The 17,134-nt window shown below is 48.6% G+C and carries 15 protein-coding genes; 12 read left to right on the top strand and 3 right to left on the bottom strand.

From position 1 onward, the window contains the following. The first annotated feature begins 7 nt into the window (after positions 1-7). Complete coding sequence (locus K0036_RS11915; protein ID WP_323413057.1) at positions 8-1,117, top strand: peptidyl-prolyl cis-trans isomerase; 1,110 nt, start codon at positions 8-10, stop codon at positions 1,115-1,117. A gap of 61 nt (positions 1,118-1,178) precedes the next feature. Here the strand turns inward: K0036_RS11915 and K0036_RS11910 are convergent, their stop codons facing one another. Beyond that, complete coding sequence (locus K0036_RS11910; protein WP_220429806.1) at positions 1,179-2,042, bottom strand: prepilin-type N-terminal cleavage/methylation domain-containing protein; 864 nt, start codon at positions 2,040-2,042, stop codon at positions 1,179-1,181. A gap of 4 nt (positions 2,043-2,046) precedes the next feature. Next, positions 2,047-2,493 (bottom strand): GatB/YqeY domain-containing protein, encoded by a 447-nt coding sequence (locus tag K0036_RS11905; RefSeq protein ID WP_025643110.1) that lies wholly within the window; start codon positions 2,491-2,493, stop codon positions 2,047-2,049. Between the two features lie 178 nt (positions 2,494-2,671). Between K0036_RS11905 and spoVT the strand changes: the two genes are divergently transcribed. Together spoVT and K0036_RS11895 are read left to right on the top strand one after the other, a co-directional pair. Next, positions 2,672-3,220 (top strand): stage V sporulation protein T, encoded by a 549-nt coding sequence (gene spoVT / locus K0036_RS11900; RefSeq protein ID WP_025643111.1) that lies wholly within the window; start codon positions 2,672-2,674, stop codon positions 3,218-3,220. Positions 3,221-3,273: 53 nt separating this feature from the next. Next, the gene (locus K0036_RS11895) at positions 3,274-3,648 is read left to right on the top strand and encodes a TIGR04086 family membrane protein (RefSeq protein ID WP_220429805.1); all 375 of its coding nucleotides are present in this window, start codon (positions 3,274-3,276) and stop codon (positions 3,646-3,648) included. A 150-nt stretch (positions 3,649-3,798) separates the two neighbouring features. Here K0036_RS11895 and gap read toward each other — a convergent pair whose 3' ends face one another. After that, entirely contained in the window at positions 3,799-4,818 is a 1,020-nt protein-coding gene (gene gap, locus K0036_RS11890; RefSeq protein ID WP_025643113.1) for a type I glyceraldehyde-3-phosphate dehydrogenase, read from the bottom strand. Positions 4,819-5,057: 239 nt separating this feature from the next. On the opposite strand from gap, the gene scfA reads away from it, so the two are divergent. The 9 genes from scfA to hisS all read left to right on the top strand — a co-directional run bounded on the left by scfA (position 5,058) and on the right by hisS (position 17,121). Next, entirely contained in the window at positions 5,058-5,201 is a 144-nt protein-coding gene (gene scfA / locus K0036_RS11885; RefSeq protein ID WP_004605085.1) for a six-cysteine ranthipeptide SCIFF, read from the top strand. Positions 5,202-5,320: 119 nt separating this feature from the next. Further along, the gene (gene scfB, locus K0036_RS11880; protein ID WP_025643114.1) at positions 5,321-6,715 is read left to right on the top strand and encodes a thioether cross-link-forming SCIFF peptide maturase; all 1,395 of its coding nucleotides are present in this window, start codon (positions 5,321-5,323) and stop codon (positions 6,713-6,715) included. A 35-nt stretch (positions 6,716-6,750) separates the two neighbouring features. Then, positions 6,751-8,925: a protein translocase subunit SecDF gene (locus K0036_RS11875; RefSeq protein WP_025643115.1), complete on the top strand. Its 2,175-nt coding sequence runs from the start codon at positions 6,751-6,753 to the stop codon at positions 8,923-8,925. A gap of 84 nt (positions 8,926-9,009) precedes the next feature. Further along, positions 9,010-10,770: a single-stranded-DNA-specific exonuclease RecJ gene (recJ, locus tag K0036_RS11870; protein WP_220429804.1), complete on the top strand. Its 1,761-nt coding sequence runs from the start codon at positions 9,010-9,012 to the stop codon at positions 10,768-10,770. Between the two features lie 89 nt (positions 10,771-10,859). Beyond that, a complete protein-coding gene (locus tag K0036_RS11865) occupies positions 10,860-11,384 on the top strand; it encodes an adenine phosphoribosyltransferase (protein ID WP_173694607.1) in 525 nt (174 codons plus the stop codon). A 39-nt stretch (positions 11,385-11,423) separates the two neighbouring features. Further along, complete coding sequence (locus K0036_RS11860) at positions 11,424-13,769, top strand: RelA/SpoT family protein (protein ID WP_025643117.1); 2,346 nt, start codon at positions 11,424-11,426, stop codon at positions 13,767-13,769. A 5-nt stretch (positions 13,770-13,774) separates the two neighbouring features. Then, positions 13,775-14,395, top strand: a complete 621-nt coding sequence (locus K0036_RS11855) for an MBL fold metallo-hydrolase (RefSeq protein ID WP_220429803.1) — start codon at positions 13,775-13,777, stop codon at positions 14,393-14,395. A 12-nt stretch (positions 14,396-14,407) separates the two neighbouring features. After that, entirely contained in the window at positions 14,408-15,865 is a 1,458-nt protein-coding gene (gene hemZ, locus K0036_RS11850) for a coproporphyrinogen dehydrogenase HemZ (protein ID WP_220429802.1), read from the top strand. Beyond that, positions 15,850-17,121 carry a histidine--tRNA ligase gene (hisS, locus tag K0036_RS11845; RefSeq protein ID WP_025643119.1) on the top strand — a complete coding sequence of 424 codons (1,272 nt, stop codon included), beginning with the start codon at positions 15,850-15,852 and terminating at the stop codon, positions 17,119-17,121. The genes hemZ and hisS overlap by 16 nt, the downstream gene beginning before the upstream one ends. Positions 17,122-17,134: the final 13 nt, after the last annotated feature.

Raw genomic sequence — 17,134 nt, 5'->3', positions numbered from 1 at the left:
GGATATAATAGAGAAGTTAACGGTACTAAGGAGGGTATACAAGAATATGAAAAAAAAGATATTGATACTCGCAATGGCAGGGATGCTTGCAGTGACTTCCCTTACCGGCTGCGGATCGTTCAAAGACGACGATGTGGTTGCCACGGTAGGCGACAAAGAGATCACAGCCGACATTGCTAATTTCTATGCAAGATATACACAGGCTCAGTATGAGACTTATTACGCAGGATATCTGGGAGAAGACATGTGGAATTCCGAAGCGACGGAAGGCCAGACTTACGAAGAATCCGTCAAAGACTCCGTGCTCAAGCAGCTGGAGACTATGATTCTTCTGGAAGAGCATATGGGAGACTATGAGGTCTCTCTGTCTGACAAGGAAAAGAATGCCATAGAGAGTACTGCAAAAGAGTTTGACGAGGCAAATGCCCTGGAAGACAAGGAAAAAATCAGTGGCTCGTTAAAGACGGTGAAGCGCGTGATGACGCTTATGGCGATCCAGCAGAAGATGACGGAGGCAATTCAGGCCGGCGCTGATACGGAAGTATCCGATGAAGAGGCAGCCCAGAAGAGCATGCAGTACGTGCTGTTCCCTTATACGACTAAGGATGAGGAGGGCAAATCCGTAGATCTGTCTGATGAAGAGAAGGCAGAGGTCAAGAGCAAGGCAGAGAATTTTGCGGAAGCAGCCAAGACGGCGGAAGACTTCGGCGCGCTTGCCACAGAACAAGGCGTGGAAGCAAGCACAATAACATTTGACAAGGATTCATCCACTCCGTCAGCAGATCTGATCGCGGCGGCAGACAAGCTGGGAGAAGGCGAAGTGACGGAGATGATCGAGGCTGAGAATGGATGCTATATTGGAAAGGTCACCAGCCTGTTTGACAGAGAGGCCACGGATACCAAGAAGCAGTCTATCGTAAATGACAGAAAGACGGATCTTTACACCAAGACCTGCGAGAAGTGGCTTAAGAAGGCGGATATCAAGGTCAATAAGAGCGTTTGGAAGAAAGTTGATTTTAATGATCTAAGCGTTACTATGAAGGTAGAAGAGCAGGAGCCGTATGCGAATGATGTCAAGACGGATGATCAGGTGGATACGGATAGCGAGGCACAGTAAGTTCAAAAGCCGCTGCCCTATAGGGCAGCGGCTTTTGCCGTTTGAGTCATTGGCTGTATGTCTATTGTATTTTAATGCATCCGTTTGCCTCCAGCGTTTTTTGAACATCATCGGAGTTACCTAAGGATGGGAGGATATAGCCTGGCGAGAATTGATTTTTGCTTCCGTTCATATTCGGATAAAAATACCATGATCCATTATAATACAGCAGGTTCGTCGGATCGTGGGTGCGGTCATTCTCCAGTCCGTTGGTGGAGTAATACATGATAACTTCCCCTGTTTTTCCTGTTACATAAGGAACAGCACTATATTCCTTTCCCTGAAATGCGTCAAAGGCAGAAGTCAGCGTATCACGGGAAATACCGGTCTTTTTTGCAATTTCGTCAATCAGTTTCTCGCGCTGGGATGAACTGATCGCATCGTCTACTTTCACATTTTCAAGATTTTTCCCATATTTTTTAAAATACTCTCTTAAAATGTTGTCATTATTTATCCTTTTCCCGGACCAATCCGTCTCGATAAATTCCTGAAGTTTTTTAAATGTATCGGATCCGGGGAATTTGCCGGAACTTCCGGAATCTTTCTTGCCATCGTCGTGGTATGTACACCGGATCGTGATGACTCCATCCTTATCCTGCTTGATATAGAGTTCCCCGTCGCTGGGGCAGGAAAAATCGGATATAAGGCCGGACTTCTGAAGGTCGCCGATGTCCTGATCCTTGTCCGGATCGATCACTCCTTCCGCTACGCCAGCGGAATATTCCGTCAGCAGAGAACTCATGCCTGACCTGCAGTTCGCCTCTTTGGCCTTCTCTACATAGCGAAGCAGGAAGGGGATGAGAAGCGCTGCAAGAATCAGGATGATTACGATTACGACAATCAGTTCTACTAAGGTAAATCCTTTCTGCTTGCTTTTCCGTTTCATAATTTTATCCCATATAGGTCATGAGAAGTTCGTTAACCAGTTTGCCGTCGGCCTTTCCCTTTACCTTTGGCATCAGAACTTTCATAATCTTTCCTTTATCTTTAGCAGTTGGCGCATCCAGGCCAATTTCTTTTAAAGTAGCCTCGATTACGTCCTTGATCTCTGACTCGCCCATCATCTTCGGGGCATACTGCTCCAATACGGACAGGCGCTTGTTGCACTCGTCAATAATCTCGGTCCGGTCCGCAGGGGTCATATCCAGTGTTTCTTTTGTCTGTTTTATTTCTTTTAAGATCACCTGGATTTCCTCTGCTTCCGTCAAGTCTTCCCGCTTGTCAATGGCCTTGTTCTTAAGGGCAGCCAGCAGCATGGACAGAGTCTCCTTGGTTTCCTTGTCTCCGGCTTTCATGGCTTTCACCATATCGCCTCGGACTTCTTCAATCTTGCTCATCTTTATCCCTCCTAATTTCATACTTCTTATTATTATACAGAACTGTGCTTTAAATATCCAGCCCAAAGTAGGATATATAAATGATATTTATTTTGGCCGCAGGTATAAAAAACTTGATTTTACAAAGACTACCACCATACAAGAAAATGGATAGATTTGTAAACGGAGGAAAACTTATATGAAAGCTACTGGAATCGTAAGAAGGATAGATGATCTGGGAAGGGTGGTTATTCCAAAGGAAATAAGAAGAACTCTTAGAATCAGGGAGGGCGACCCTCTGGAAATATTTACGGACAGGGAGGGGGAAATCATACTGAAGAAGTATTCTCCCATCGGAGAACTCTCCGCATTTGCAAAACAGTATGCAGAGAGCCTTGCCCAGACAATGGGCTGCCTGGTATGCGTCTGCGATATGGATCAGATCATTGCGTCAGCAGGCACAGGCAAAAAGGATCTGCAGGATAAATATATCAGCAGGCCGCTGGAGAAGCAGCTGGGAGACAGAAGCCAGATCATGGCCGCACTTGGCGATAAGAAGTATGTTGCCATAACCGACAGCCAGGAAGAAGAATACGAATATGAGATCATCTGCCCTATCATCTGCGAAGGCGATGTGATCGGCGGCGTCATCCTGCTGTCCAAGGACGCGAAGAAGAAGCTGGGAGAACTGGAGCAGAAGATGGCAGCCTGTGCCGCAGGATTTTTAGGAAGGCAAATGGAACAATAGTGGAATAAACCTGGAAGTTCCATCATAACTTGTGATAGACAAGGAGGGATGGGATGGAAAGACAGGTTCGAAAAGACTCAAAGGTTATGTGGGTGCTGAAGGCGCTGCTGGCTTCTTATATTGTTACGGGGATATTGCTTTTGCTGCTTACGATGGCGCTATATAAGATGGAGCTGAACGAGAAGATGGTATCGGCGGCGATCGTAGCTATCTATGTCATGGCGACCTTGATCGGAGGAATTCTGATCGGCAAGATGGCCAAAGTGAAGCGGTTCATATGGGGCCTTGGTCTTGGCATCGCGTATTTTGCCCTGCTTCTGCTGATCACGCTGGGGGTGTACCATACGCTGAACGGAGACGGCGCCAATCTCGTGACCACATTTATCTTATGCGCGGGCGGCGGAATGGCCGGCGGAATGATATCGTAAAAGAGACAGACACTTCAAAAAAGTGTCTGTCTCTTTTGGCATAGTTTTGTATGGTTCATAATCGTAATTACGAATGCATATGTCCCTTACAGAAAGGTGATTACAGTAACTGCGGCTATCTATCGCTGCCATAGAAACGATATGAAATTGTTATTGCTGATGAATCTGGTCCATGTATTCTATGAGTCTGAAAATCTGGCTGGTATAGCCCCACTCATTATCATAGAAGCAGATCAGCTTAAAGAAATGGGAATTAACCTGTATCCCTTCCCGCGCATCGAAGATGGAGGCGTGGGAGTCTCCGATAAAATCAGAGGACACGACTTCGTCATCTACGTAATCCAGGATGCCGGACAAATATGTCATGGAGGCCTCGTGGACTTTGCTGCAGATATCCTCGTAGGATGCGGGGCTCTTAAGCGCTACGTTCAGATCGACGATGGAGACGTCCGAAGTAGGAACCCGGTAAGAGATTCCGTTCATCCGATCCTTCAGAGAAGGGATGACCAAGGATATTGCTTTCGCTGCTCCGGTGGTGGAAGGAATCAGATTGCCAAAAACTGCCCGGCCGGTGCGCCAATCCTTCAAAGACCGGCTGTCGACTACTTTCTGCTTGGCGGTTGCCGCGTGGATTGTGGACATCAGGCCATATTCGATGCCATAATTGTCCTCCAGGACTTTGCAGATGGGCGCCAGACAGTTCGTGGTACAAGAAGCGTTAGATATGACCTTCATATCCGGCGAGTAATTGGTGTGGTTGATGCCCATGACGAACGTGGGGGTCTCCTCATCCTTGGCTGGAGCCGAGATGATGACTTTTTTTGCCCCGGCCTTGATATGGGACATTGCTTTTGCAGTGGTGCAGAAAGCGCCGGTTGCATCGATAATATATTCGGCGCCACAGCTTTCCCATGGGATGCAGGAAGCATCGCTCTCGGAAAAGACAGGGATCTTCTTTCCATTTACGGTAATCCCCTTCTCGTAAGTGCCAAGTTCACCGCGGAAGCGGCCGAATATGGTATCGTACCGGATCATATATACCATATAATCAAGATCTGCGTTACGGACATTGATTCCACACAAGTGGAAGCGTTCAGGCTGACTGATGGCGATACGGAATGCGACTCTGCCGATGCGGCCGAATCCGTTGATGCCAATTTGAATTGCCATTGTACAATTACCTCCTATAAGACATACATTTGTAATAATACTTCTTAAAAAGACTATGGCAATAGATAGCAGTACCTGGCGTTCGCGCTGTAATCCACCGATAGTGTATCATAACTGCCGTAAAAAGGCCATAGAATGGGGAGTAATTAAAGTTTTAACAAGAGATATAAAATGATTGCGAAAATAATAATGAAATGGTATAATAGCATAAGTTAAGCAAAGGTAAGGAGGAATAGAGCATGAAACATGTAAAAACATTAAATACACAGACTATGAACAGCAATTTGAAGAAGAGCGGATGCGGAGAATGCCAGACATCTTGCCAGTCAGCATGTAAGACTTCCTGTACAGTAGGAAACCAGACTTGCGAACAGAAGAAATAGTTTTGAATTATATGGAATACTCGGGACAGCGGTCTTAAGGGTCGCTGTTTCTTGTTGTTCATAAGAATGGATGCAGGGGGCGGCCCCTGATAATGTATATAGGAAAGGGGTATATAGCCTTGATTCACCAATACCAGAATAATGGATACAATATCGTCATGGATGTGTACAGCGGCGCGGTCCATGTAGTGGACGAACTGTGCTATGACGTGATCGCGAAATTAAGCGAAGAAAATGAAGCCCATACCGCTATGACGCTAAAAGAGCCATGCGTGCTTAAGGGCCTTAAGAAAGAGTTGGGACAGAAGTACGAAGAGAGCGAGATTGAAGATGCCCTCTCGGACGTAATCGAACTGACGGAAGCAGGAAGGCTCTTCGTTGAGGATGCCTATGAATGCATGATCGAGGAAGTAAAGAAGCGAAAGACGGTGGTAAAGGCACTATGCCTTCATATTGCCCATGACTGCAATCTGGCCTGCAAATACTGCTTCGCGGAAGAAGGGGAGTACCATGGCAGGCGCGCCCTTATGAGTTTTGAAGTGGGAAAGAAAGCGCTGGATTTCCTGATCGCCAATTCCGGGAACAGGCATAATCTGGAAGTGGATTTCTTCGGCGGAGAACCGCTGATGAACTGGCAGGTGGTGAAAGACCTGGTGGCTTATGGAAGAGAGCAGGAAAAGATCCACGACAAGCATTTCCGGTTTACGATTACCACCAATGGCGTCCTGTTAAACGACGAGGTGCAGGAGTTCGTGAACAAGGAGATGGACAATGTTGTCTTAAGCCTGGACGGCCGCAAGGATGTCAATGACCGTATGCGTCCCTTCCGCAATGGAAAGGGAAGTTATGACCTGATCGTTCCCAAGTTCCAGAAACTGGCAAAGAGCAGAAACCAGGAGCGGTACTATGTGCGGGGAACGTTTACCCGCGATAATCTGGATTTTTCCAACGATATCCTGCATTTCGCGGATCTGGGGTTCAAGCAGATGTCCATAGAGCCGGTGGTGGGAGATGAAAGCGATCCCTACGCGATCCGGGAAGAAGATATCCCGATGATCAATGAAGAATATGATAAACTGGCAAAGATAATGATCGAACGTGAAAAGGAAGGAAAAGGTTTTAATTTTTTCCATTTTATGATAGACTTAGACGGTGGGCCCTGTGTGGCGAAAAGGCTGTCCGGATGCGGCTCCGGGACGGAATATCTGGCCGTGACCCCTTGGGGAGATCTCTATCCTTGCCATCAGTTCGTGGGGCAGGAAGAATTCCTGATGGGAAATGTAGACGAAGGAATCGTAAGACCAGAGATTGCGGATGATTTCCGCAGCTGCAACGTGTACTCCAAGGATAAGTGCAGGGACTGTTTTGCCAAATTCTATTGCAGCGGAGGATGTATGGCGAATTCTTACAATTTCCACGGGACCATTCACGATACATATGATATTGGCTGCGAGATGCAGCGTAAGCGCGTGGAATGCGCGATTATGATGAAAGCGGCGCTTGCAGAAGAATAAAAAGGGATTAAGAAGAGACAGAAAGGAAGTAAACCATGAAGAAGAACAAAGGCATACTGAGCCTGATTCTGACCGCCGTGCTGGTCGTGCTGCTTGGCTTTACGGTTCTGGTCGGTTTTGGCAAGACGGGAACCGGCGCAATGAAGAACATTAAGCTTGGCCTGGATCTGGCAGGCGGCGTCAGCATTACCTATCAGGTTAAGGATGACAATCCGACAGAAAAAGAGATGAGCGACACCATTTATAAGCTTCAGAAGCGTGTGGAACAGTACAGCACGGAAGCAAGCGTGTACCAGGAAGGCGACGACCGGATCAACATTGAGATTCCGGGCGTTACGGATGCCAATGCGATCCTGGATGAGCTTGGAAAACCCGGCTCCCTTGAATTCAGGACGGAAGACGGAGAGACGGTGATCACCGGATCCGATGTCAAGACCGCTACGGCAAAGGCCGGCGAGGATGATATGGGCAATAAGGAGTACTCCGTGGAACTGAGCCTGAATAAGGAAGGCACAAAGAAGTTTGCGGATGCCACAGAGGCCAATGTAGGAAAGACCATTTCCATCATCTACGACGGAGAGGCGATCAGCAGCCCGAGAGTCCAGACAGCGATTACCGGAGGGCAGGCATACATCACAGGAAATTTCTCGTATGATGAGGCAGAAAACCTGGCATCAACCATCCGTATCGGCGGATTGAAGCTGGAACTGGAAGAACTCCGCTCCAACGTGGTGGGCGCCCAGCTGGGAGAACAGGCAATCAGCACCAGTCTGAAGGCCGGCGCGATTGGACTTGCCATTGTATTCATTTTTATGATTTTTGTATATTTTCTGCCGGGACTTGCTTCAAGCCTTGCGCTGGTTATATATACGGAACTTGTGCTTCTTATATTAAATGCGTTTAACGTGACTCTTACCCTGCCGGGTATTGCGGGTATCATCCTGAGTATCGGCATGGCGGTGGATGCTAACGTCATCATCTTCGCCCGGGTGCGCGAGGAGATGTCCCGCGGCAAGAGCGTGAAGAATGCATTAAAGACGGGCTTCCAGAAGGCTATGTCAGCGATCGTGGATGGCAACATCACCACTTTGATCGCGGCTGCTGTCCTCTGGTTCAAGGGCTCGGGAACGGTAAAGGGATTTGCCCAGACTCTGGCAATCGGTATTATTGTATCCATGTTTACCGCCCTTGTCATTACCCGTATGATCGTGTATGCGTTCTATGCGGTAGGGCTTCGGAAGGAAAAGTTATACTATCGTGCTAAGAAGGAAAGGAGCACCATTGACTTCCTCGGAAAGAAGAAATGGTTCTTTACCGTATCTACGGCAGTCATTGCCGCAGGACTGATCTTCATGGGCGTGAATTCCTCCAAGGGGAATGGAGCATTTGCATACAGCCTCGAGTTTGAAGGCGGAACATCCACCAACGTGACATTTAATGAAGATTATACGATTGAAGAGATTGACAAAGAGATCGTGCCTGTAGTAGAAAAAGTGACCGGCGATCACAATGTCCAGACGCAGAAGGTGGCAGGTACCAACCAGGTAATCATCAAGACGGTTACGCTGGAACTTGACCAGCGTGAAAAACTGAATCAGGCTATGGCAGATAATTTCGGCGTGGATGAATCCAAGATTACTGCAGAGAATATCAGTTCTACAGTAAGTAACGAGATGCGGCAGGACGCGGTTGTCGCAGTTATTGTCGCAACCATATTCATGCTTCTGTATATCTGGTTCCGCTTCAAAGATATACGTTTTGCAACCAGCGCGGTAACAGCTCTTTTGCATGACGTTTTGGTCGTGCTTGCATTCTATGCGGTTGCAAGAATATCAGTGGGCAATACATTTATCGCCTGTATGCTGACCATCGTGGGATATTCCATCAATGCGACGATCGTCATATTTGACCGTATCCGTGAGGAGCTTCATTACCAGACCAAGTCTACAGATCTTGCAGAAGTGGTAAATAAGAGTATTACAATGACGCTTACCAGAAGTATTTATACTTCACTGACCACCTTCATTATGGTGGCGGTGCTATACGTAATGGGAGTAAGCTCCATCCGCGAATTCGCGTTGCCGCTGATCGTGGGAATTGTATGCGGAGCATATTCATCCGTGTGCATCACAGGAGCGCTGTGGTATGTTATGAAGACAAAGATTGGCAAGAAACCAGCTGCCCAGTCAAGCAAGAAGAAAAAGAAATAATAGAGAGAAACGATGAAGCAGCCATAGCCATATTTATATGACGTGGCTGCTTTTTGCTTTCAAGATACATAGGGAGGACAGAGGATGGAACAATGGGTGCTTCTAAGAAAAGGCGCGGATTTTGAAGGAATTGGGAAAAGGTTTCAGATCAGCCCCAGGCTTGCCTGCTTAATCCGTAACAGAGATGTGATCGGCGATGAGGCAATCGCGCAGTACCTGAATGGCACGATTGCCGACCTTTATGACGGCATGCTGATGAAGGATATGGACAAGGCAGTGGACATCTTAAGAGAGAAGATTGCCGAGCAGAAGCGGATCCGGGTCATCGGAGATTACGATATTGACGGAGTGAATGCCACCTACATTCTGCTGGAGGGTCTGGAGAAGCTGGGAGCGGAAGTGGACAGCGATATTCCCAGCCGCATGAAGGATGGGTATGGGCTGAACGTCGAATTAATCGAACGGGCATACCGGGATGGAATAGATACGATCATTACCTGCGACAATGGCATTGCGGCGGCTGGGGAGATTGCTTACGGAAAGCGCCTTGGGATGACGATCGTGGTGACGGATCATCATGAGGTGCCCTTCGAGGAAGAAGAGGACGGGAAAAACTATCTGCTTCCGCCGGCAGATGCTGTCATTGATCCAAAGCAGCCAGGGTGCGAATATCCATTTAAAGGGCTGTGCGGGGCAGCCATCGCCTATAAATTGGTGGAAGCCCTGTGGGAGGCCACGGGCGGCGACGCGGAGGATCTGGATTATCTGATCGAAAATGTGGCGATCGCTACCGTGGGCGACGTGATGGAACTGGAAAACGAAAACAGGATTTTCGTAAAGGAAGGCCTGCAGATGCTGAAGCGGACGCATAGTCCCGGACTTCGTTCTTTGATCGCGTGCACGGGAGTGGATAAGGATCGAATCGGCGCCTACCATATCGGATTCGTTCTTGGGCCTTGTATGAATGCAAGCGGCAGGCTGGATACGGCAAAGCGGACGCTTGATCTGCTGCGGGCGAAAGCCGGAAAAGAGGCGGACATACTGGCAGGGGATCTGAAGGCGCTGAACGACAGCCGAAAAGAGATGACGGATATCGCGGTGGAACAGGCAAGGCAGATCGTGGACACGACGAAGGCGGGGCAAGACCGGGTTCTGGTCCTCTATCTGCCCGGCTGCCATGAAAGCCTGGCCGGAATCGTGGCAGGCCGGATCCGGGAGCGGTATTACAGGCCTGCCATCATACTGACGGATGCCGAAGAAGGCATTAAAGGTTCGGGTCGTTCCATAGAGGCATATAATATGTACGAAGAACTGAGCCGCTGCAAGGATCTCCTTACCAAGTTCGGAGGGCATAAGCTGGCGGCAGGAATGTCCCTTGCCAAGGAAAACATAGAAGAACTTCGAAGGACGCTCAATGATAACTGCCGGCTGGAGCCAAAAGACATGGCAGAAAAAGTAGTGATAGATATGGAATTGCCGTTTTCCTGCGTGACAGAGGAACTGGTGGAGGAACTGACTCTTTTGGAGCCTTTCGGAAAAGGGAATACAAAGCCGGTCTTTGCCGCCAGAAATGTAGAACTTATAAGCGGGCGGATTCTTGGCAAGAATAGAAATGTACTGAAGCTTCAGGTAAAAGATTCCAGCCAGACGGCAATGGAGGCCGTGTGCTTCCGGGGAGCAGAGCAGATGCTTTCCCTTCTGGAAGAGCGGTATGGGAAAGAGGCTGTGGATCTTCTGATGAAAGGAAGAGGAAGCCAGATGAAACTGTCCGTCACTTATTATCCCGACATGAATGAATATATGGGAAAGCGTACAGTTCAGATTGTGATTACGCACTACCAGTAATGGCGCGGGAAATGTCTAGAATTGTTTGAAAATTACGTAGACTAATGCTATACTTATAAGGTATTTTAGTGAGAATGGAGAGATTGTGTATGAAACCGATTGAAGAATACGTAAGGAGTATTCCGGATTTTCCGGAACCAGGGATTATATTCAGAGATGTGACCAGCGTGCTTCAGGATGCCGACGGGCTGGCGCTTGCCATAGACCTTATGCAGGAAAAATTAAAAGATGTGGAGTTCGATGTGGTTGTGGGGCCGGAGTCCCGGGGATTTATCTTTGGAGTCCCCATTGCCTATAACCTTCATAAGCCATTCATTCCAATCCGGAAAAAGGGAAAACTTCCATGTGAGACGGTTTCAATCAAATATGAGCTGGAGTATGGCGTTGCCGAATTGGAAATGCACCGTGACGCGATAAAGCCTGGCCAGAAGGTGGTTATTATCGATGATCTCATCGCCACGGGAGGAACCAATGAGGCTATGATCAAACTGGTGGAAGGCCTGGGAGGAGAAGTCGTAAAGACCGTATTTTTGATGGAGCTGGAGGGCCTTAAGGGTAGAGATAAATTAAAAGGATATGACGTTGAGTCTGTAATTGCATATCCTGGTAAATAATGACAAAAGAAAAATATGTAACAGGAAGGAGGCGTTAATATGTCAGAAAAAACCACATATGAGGCAATTGACGGGCGTATTGCGCCAGAATCGCTGACGGCAGATACATCCGCAGGACTGGAAGTCGTTGACGGTCATGCCGTCAAAGCGCCGGGAGACTATGAAAATCCGGATCTCTTATATGAAATGTTAATTGCCCGCATCCGAAGGTATCACCCTTCTACGGATGTTTCTATGATTGAAAAAGCATACCAGCTTGCGAAAAAAGCCCATGGAGGGCAGTGCCGCAAGTCCGGGGAGCCGTATATCGTGCATCCTCTGTGGGTAGCCATCATACTGGCGGACCTGGAGATGGATAAAGAGACGATCGTATCCGGCATGCTTCATGATGTTGTCGAGGATACGGAAGTAAGCGAAGAGGATATTAAACGGGAATTTGGCGAGGAAGTAGCGCTTCTGGTAGATGGCGTCACCAAGTTGGGAAGACTTTCCTATTCTTCTGACAAGCTGGAGGTACAGGCGGAGAATTTAAGAAAGATGTTCCTGGCAATGGCAAAGGATATCCGGGTCATCATTATCAAGCTTGCCGACCGCCTTCACAACATGCGCACGCTGGAGTTTATGACGCCGGCCAAGCAGAAGGAGAAAGCCAAAGAGACCATGGATATCTATGCGCCGATCGCCCAGCGGCTCGGTATATCCAAGATTAAGACGGAACTGGATGACCTGGCTCTTAAGTATTCGCAGCCGGAAGTATTCTTTGACCTTGTAAATCAGATTAACGCAAGGAAGACGGAGCGGGAAGAATTCGTCCAGCAGATCGTGGATGAAGTGTCCACCCACATGAAGAACGCCAGCATCAAAGCGGATGTGAACGGGCGTGTCAAGCATTTTTTCAGCATTTACAAGAAGATGGTCAATCAGGATAAGACGGTGGACCAGGTCTATGACCTGTTCGCGGTACGGATCATCGTGGACTCGGTAAAGGACTGCTATGCAGCGCTGGGCGTCATCCATGAGATGTATACGCCGATACCGGGACGCTTCAAAGACTATATCGCGATGCCCAAGCCCAATATGTATCAGTCCTTGCATACGACGCTGATGAGTTCCGTGGGGCAGCCTTTTGAGATCCAGATCAGGACGCAGGAAATGCATAAGACGGCAGAGTACGGTATCGCCGCCCACTGGAAGTATAAAGAATCCAATGACGGCAAGAAGAGCGTGGAGGCGCAGGAAGAAGAGAAGCTTAGCTGGCTGCGCCAGATACTGGAATGGCAGAGAGACATGTCGGATAACCGGGAATTTTTAAGCCTCATCAAGGGCGATCTGGACCTGTTTGCAGAGGATGTATACTGCTTTACGCCCCAGGGGGATGTGAAGAATCTGCCTAATGGCTCTACGCCGATTGATTTCGCATACGCCATCCACAGCGCGGTGGGAAATAAGATGGTAGGCGCCAGGGTAAACGGCAAGCTGGTGAATATTGAATACAAGATACAGAACGGGGACAGGATCGAGATCCTGACCTCCCAGAACTCCAGAGGCCCCAGCCGGGACTGGCTGGGAATCGTCAAGAGCACCCAGGCAAAGAACAAGATCAATCAATGGTTTAAGAAAGAATTCAAGGAAAGCAACATCATTAAGGGAAAAGAGATGATTGCCTCTTATTGTAAAGCCAAATCCATTAATTTGAGCAATATCATGAATCCGAAATATCAGGACGTGGTGCAGAAGAAATATGGATTCAAGGACTGGGAAGCGGTGCTGGCTGCCATAGGGCATGGGGGGCTGAAGGAAGGCCAGGTGGTAAACCGACTTGTAGAAGAGTATGACAAAGAGCACAAGCAGGAGATCACGGATGAAGTGGTTCTGGAGCGGGTTGCAGAAGCGTCCAAGAACAAGGTGCATATTGCCAAGTCCAAGAGCGGAATCGTGGTCAAGGGAATTGACGATATGGCCGTACGTTTCTCCAGATGCTGTAATCCGGTGCCCGGGGATGAGATTGTGGGCTTCGTTACCAGAGGCAGAGGCCTTTCCATCCATCGCACGGACTGTGTGAACATGATCCATCTGACAGAATCCGAGCGCGCCCGCCTGATTGATGCGGAGTGGGAAAGCGACGTGGCAGAGAAGGCCGGCGGGCAGTATCTGGCTGAGATCAAGATGTTTGCCCATGACAGGCAAGGCCTTTTGATGGAGATGTCAAAGATCTTTACGGAAGGAGACGTGGATGTCAAGTCCATGAATGTGCGCACCAGCAAGCAGGGAACCGCTACCATTGAGACGGGATTTATCGTGCATGGCAGGGAAGAACTGACAAGGATCGTGAAGAAGCTTCGTCAGGTGGAAGGCGTAATTGATATTGAAAGGACGACAGGATAGAAAAGATGAAAGTAGAGAGATTTGTTACTGGAATTATCAGCACTAATTGTTATCTGGCGATAAATGAAGATACAAGACAGGCGGTCGTGGTTGATCCGGCTGCCTGCCCATCCTATCTTCTAAGCCACATCAAATCGGAAGGAATCAAGATAGAGGCTCTTCTACTGACGCATGCCCATTTTGACCATATTATGGGGATTGACGGATTTGTGGACGAATTCCATGTGCCGGTCTATGTCTATGAAGAAGACGCGGATGCAATGACGGATCCGAAGTTGAACCAGTCTTCTGTCTATACCGGGGGATATACTTATGAAGGAGCTAGGAGCATCAGGGAAGGACAGATTCTGAAACTGGCTGGCTATGACTTTGAGGTGTTCCACACGCCGGGCCATACCAAGGGCGGATGCTGCTATTATGTCAGGTCCGAAGACGTCTTATTCAGCGGGGATACGCTGTTCCAGAATTCGATCGGGCGTACGGATTTTCCAGGCGGAAGCATGTCCGACCTGGTGCGGGCCGTGAAGGAGAAACTGATGGTTCTTCCAGATGAGACCCTTGTATATCCGGGGCATATGGGCGAGACTACGATTGGTCATGAGAAGACGCACAATCCATTTCTGTAGCGGGGTATAAGAATGATTCAGATTATATGTAACAGCGAGGCATATACTTATAATACGTACCATATGATTAAGGCTTTTTATCCATCGGCACAGGCTGTGTGCCGGGTGGAGGAAAAAGCCTCTAATTATGTAACGGTGCTGCTGGAAGATGGCCGGAAGATCACGGTGGGTGCGGCGGATATGCCGGTCGAAGCTCCAGGTACAGAGAAAGAGGCTAAGATCAAACGACAGATTGATGTAAAGTTATACGGACTGCTTGAAGAAGAGACGGGGAACTCTCTTTCCTGGGGGATTCTTACCGGGGTCAGGCCCACGAAGATTGCCATGAAGAAGCTGGAAGAGGGGATGGACGAGACGGCATTTATCTCCTGGTTTCACGAGACCTATATGGTAAGCAATGAGAAGGCTTCTCTGGCATGGGAGATTGCCGGAAGGGAGAAGGAACTGCTAGAGCGGCTGGACTATGACAATGGGTACAGCCTTTATGTGGGTATCCCGTTCTGTCCCACCGTGTGCAGCTACTGTTCCTTTGGTTCCGGGGCCTTAGCCGACTGGGAGAGCAAGGTAGAGGATTATCTGGATGCCTTGTGCAAAGAGTTGAAGTTTATCGCGCAGAAGTCTTCCTTAAAGAAACTGAATACCATCTACATCGGAGGGGGTACGCCTACCACGCTTACGGCGGGACAGCTGGAACGCCTCCTGTGCTGTATTGATGAGAACTTCTCAAGGGAGCATCTTCTGGAATATACGGTGGAGGCCGGACGGCCGGACAGCATTACCAGGGAGAAACTAGAAGCGATCAGACGTCACGGCGTCACCCGGATCTCCATTAATCCGCAGAGCATGCAGCAAAAGACGCTGGATGCCATCGGGCGCAGGCACAGCGTAGAGCAGATCGTAACGGCATATGGCATGGCGAGGGAGCTAGGGTTTGACAATATTAATATGGATATTATCGCAGGGCTTCCGGGAGAGGAACTCCAGGATATGGAAGATACCCTGAGGCAGATTGGCCAACTTATGCCAGACAGCCTGACGGTGCATTCCCTTGCCATCAAAAGGGCGGCAAGGATGGAAATGGAAGATCTGAAACGGGAGGACGGGAAGACAAATGAAGTCATGTCAGGCATGATTCGGTCAGCAGAGCGCATGGCAAGGAAGATGGGACTGGCCCCATATTATCTGTATCGCCAGAAGAATATTGCGGGGAATTTCGAAAATGTTGGCTATGCAAAGGTTGACAAAGCGGGAATATACAATATACTTATTATGGAGGAAAAGCAATCCATAGTTGCCGCTGGCGCGGGCGCATCTACGAAGATCGTGCTAAAAGACATGATACCCATGCCTGGCAGCAGAAAGAAAAAGATGACGAGGCTGATGCGGATCGAGAATGTAAAGGCGATCGATGCCTATATAGACCGGATTGATGAAATGATAGAACGAAAAGGAGAATGGCTATGGCATTAAAGAAGAAACCGGTTACCGGAATGAAGGACATGCTTCCAAAAGAAATGGAGATTCGTGATTATGTGATCCACCTCATAAAAGAAACCTACAAGACTTATGGATTCTCATCAATGGAAACCCCTTGCGTGGAGCATATCGAGAATCTCTGCAGCAAGCAGGGTGGGGACAATGAAAAACTGATATTCAAGATCTTAAAGCGCGGCGAGAAATTGAAGATAGACGAGGCAAAAGAGGAAAATGATCTGGTCGACGGAGGCCTGAGGTATGATTTGACCGTGCCTCTTGCAAGATATTATGCAAATCATATGAGCGAACTGCCATCGCCATTCAAGGCAATGCAGATTGGAAATGTATGGAGGGCTGACCGTCCGCAGAAGGGCAGGTTCCGCCAGTTTATGCAGTGCGATATCGACATCTTAGGCGAGCCGGGCATACTGGCAGAGATCGAGCTGATTCTCGCCACCACGGCTATGCTGGGGAAACTGAACTTTCAGAATTTTACCGTATGCATCAATGACAGGAACATCCTGAAGGCAATGGCCGCCTACAGCGGGTTCAAGGAAGAAGATTATGACGAAGTCTTTATTGTCCTTGACAAGATGGACAAGATTGGAAAAGAGGGCGTGGCTGCGGAACTGCAGGAACTGGGGTATGGCAAAGAAAGCGTGGAGGCCTACCTTGGCCTGTTCGACGAGGTAACGCCGGATGTGGAAGGCATCCGCTATCTGAAAGAGAAGCTTGGCAGCTGCCTTTCGTCAGAGACAGCTGAGGGGATGGAGACGATCATCTCAAGCGTGGAAGAAGCCAGGGAAGCAAAGTTTGGCATCCGGTTCGATCCGACGCTGGTAAGGGGACAGTCCTATTATACAGGGACGATATTCGAGGTGACGATGGACGACTTCGGCGGCTCCGTGGCAGGCGGCGGACGCTATGACAAGATGATCGGGAAGTTTACCGGCCAGGATACGCCGGCCTGCGGATTCTCTATTGGGTTTGAGCGGATCGTCATGCTGCTGCTGGAAAATGGATACGAGGTTCCAAGAAAAGGCGCTAAGAAGGCCTATCTGCTTGAAAAGAATATGCCAAAGGAAGGAATGCTCAAGGTATTATCCATGGCAAAAACGGACCGGGAAGCAGGAAAACAGGTACTGATCGTCAACATGAAGAAGAACAAGAAGTTCCAGAAGGAGCAGCTGCAGGCAGAAGGCTATGAAGAAATCATCGACTGTTATGCAGATTCTGTAGATCAGCTGTAAAGTGGCAAAAGAA

Origin of the sequence: [Clostridium] scindens, from assembly GCF_019597925.1 — a bacterium.
In the GTDB taxonomy this organism is placed as follows: Bacteria; Bacillota; Clostridia; order Lachnospirales; family Lachnospiraceae; genus Clostridium_AP.
The sequence above is the reverse complement of the archived record's forward strand: the minus strand, read 5'-3'. Positions and strand labels throughout refer to the sequence as shown.

Excerpts from the sequence above, each read along its gene's own strand:
- hisS (WP_025643119.1), top strand. The coding sequence starts at position 15,850 with ATGGCTATGGCATTAAAGAAGAAACCGGTTACCGGAATGAAGGACATG.
- recJ (WP_220429804.1), top strand. The coding sequence starts at position 9,010 with ATGGAACAATGGGTGCTTCTAAGAAAAGGCGCGGATTTTGAAGGAATT.
- scfA (WP_004605085.1), top strand. The coding sequence starts at position 5,058 with ATGAAACATGTAAAAACATTAAATACACAGACTATGAACAGCAATTTG.
- K0036_RS11910 (WP_220429806.1), bottom strand. The coding sequence starts at position 2,042 with ATGAAACGGAAAAGCAAGCAGAAAGGATTTACCTTAGTAGAACTGATT.
- gap (WP_025643113.1), bottom strand. The coding sequence starts at position 4,818 with ATGGCAATTCAAATTGGCATCAACGGATTCGGCCGCATCGGCAGAGTC.
- K0036_RS11855 (WP_220429803.1), top strand. The coding sequence starts at position 13,775 with ATGAAAGTAGAGAGATTTGTTACTGGAATTATCAGCACTAATTGTTAT.
- K0036_RS11865 (WP_173694607.1), top strand. The coding sequence starts at position 10,860 with ATGAAACCGATTGAAGAATACGTAAGGAGTATTCCGGATTTTCCGGAA.
- hemZ (WP_220429802.1), top strand. The coding sequence starts at position 14,408 with ATGATTCAGATTATATGTAACAGCGAGGCATATACTTATAATACGTAC.
- K0036_RS11875 (WP_025643115.1), top strand. The coding sequence starts at position 6,751 with ATGAAGAAGAACAAAGGCATACTGAGCCTGATTCTGACCGCCGTGCTG.
- spoVT (WP_025643111.1), top strand. The coding sequence starts at position 2,672 with ATGAAAGCTACTGGAATCGTAAGAAGGATAGATGATCTGGGAAGGGTG.
- K0036_RS11905 (WP_025643110.1), bottom strand. The coding sequence starts at position 2,493 with ATGAGCAAGATTGAAGAAGTCCGAGGCGATATGGTGAAAGCCATGAAA.
- K0036_RS11860 (WP_025643117.1), top strand. The coding sequence starts at position 11,424 with ATGTCAGAAAAAACCACATATGAGGCAATTGACGGGCGTATTGCGCCA.
- K0036_RS11895 (WP_220429805.1), top strand. The coding sequence starts at position 3,274 with ATGGAAAGACAGGTTCGAAAAGACTCAAAGGTTATGTGGGTGCTGAAG.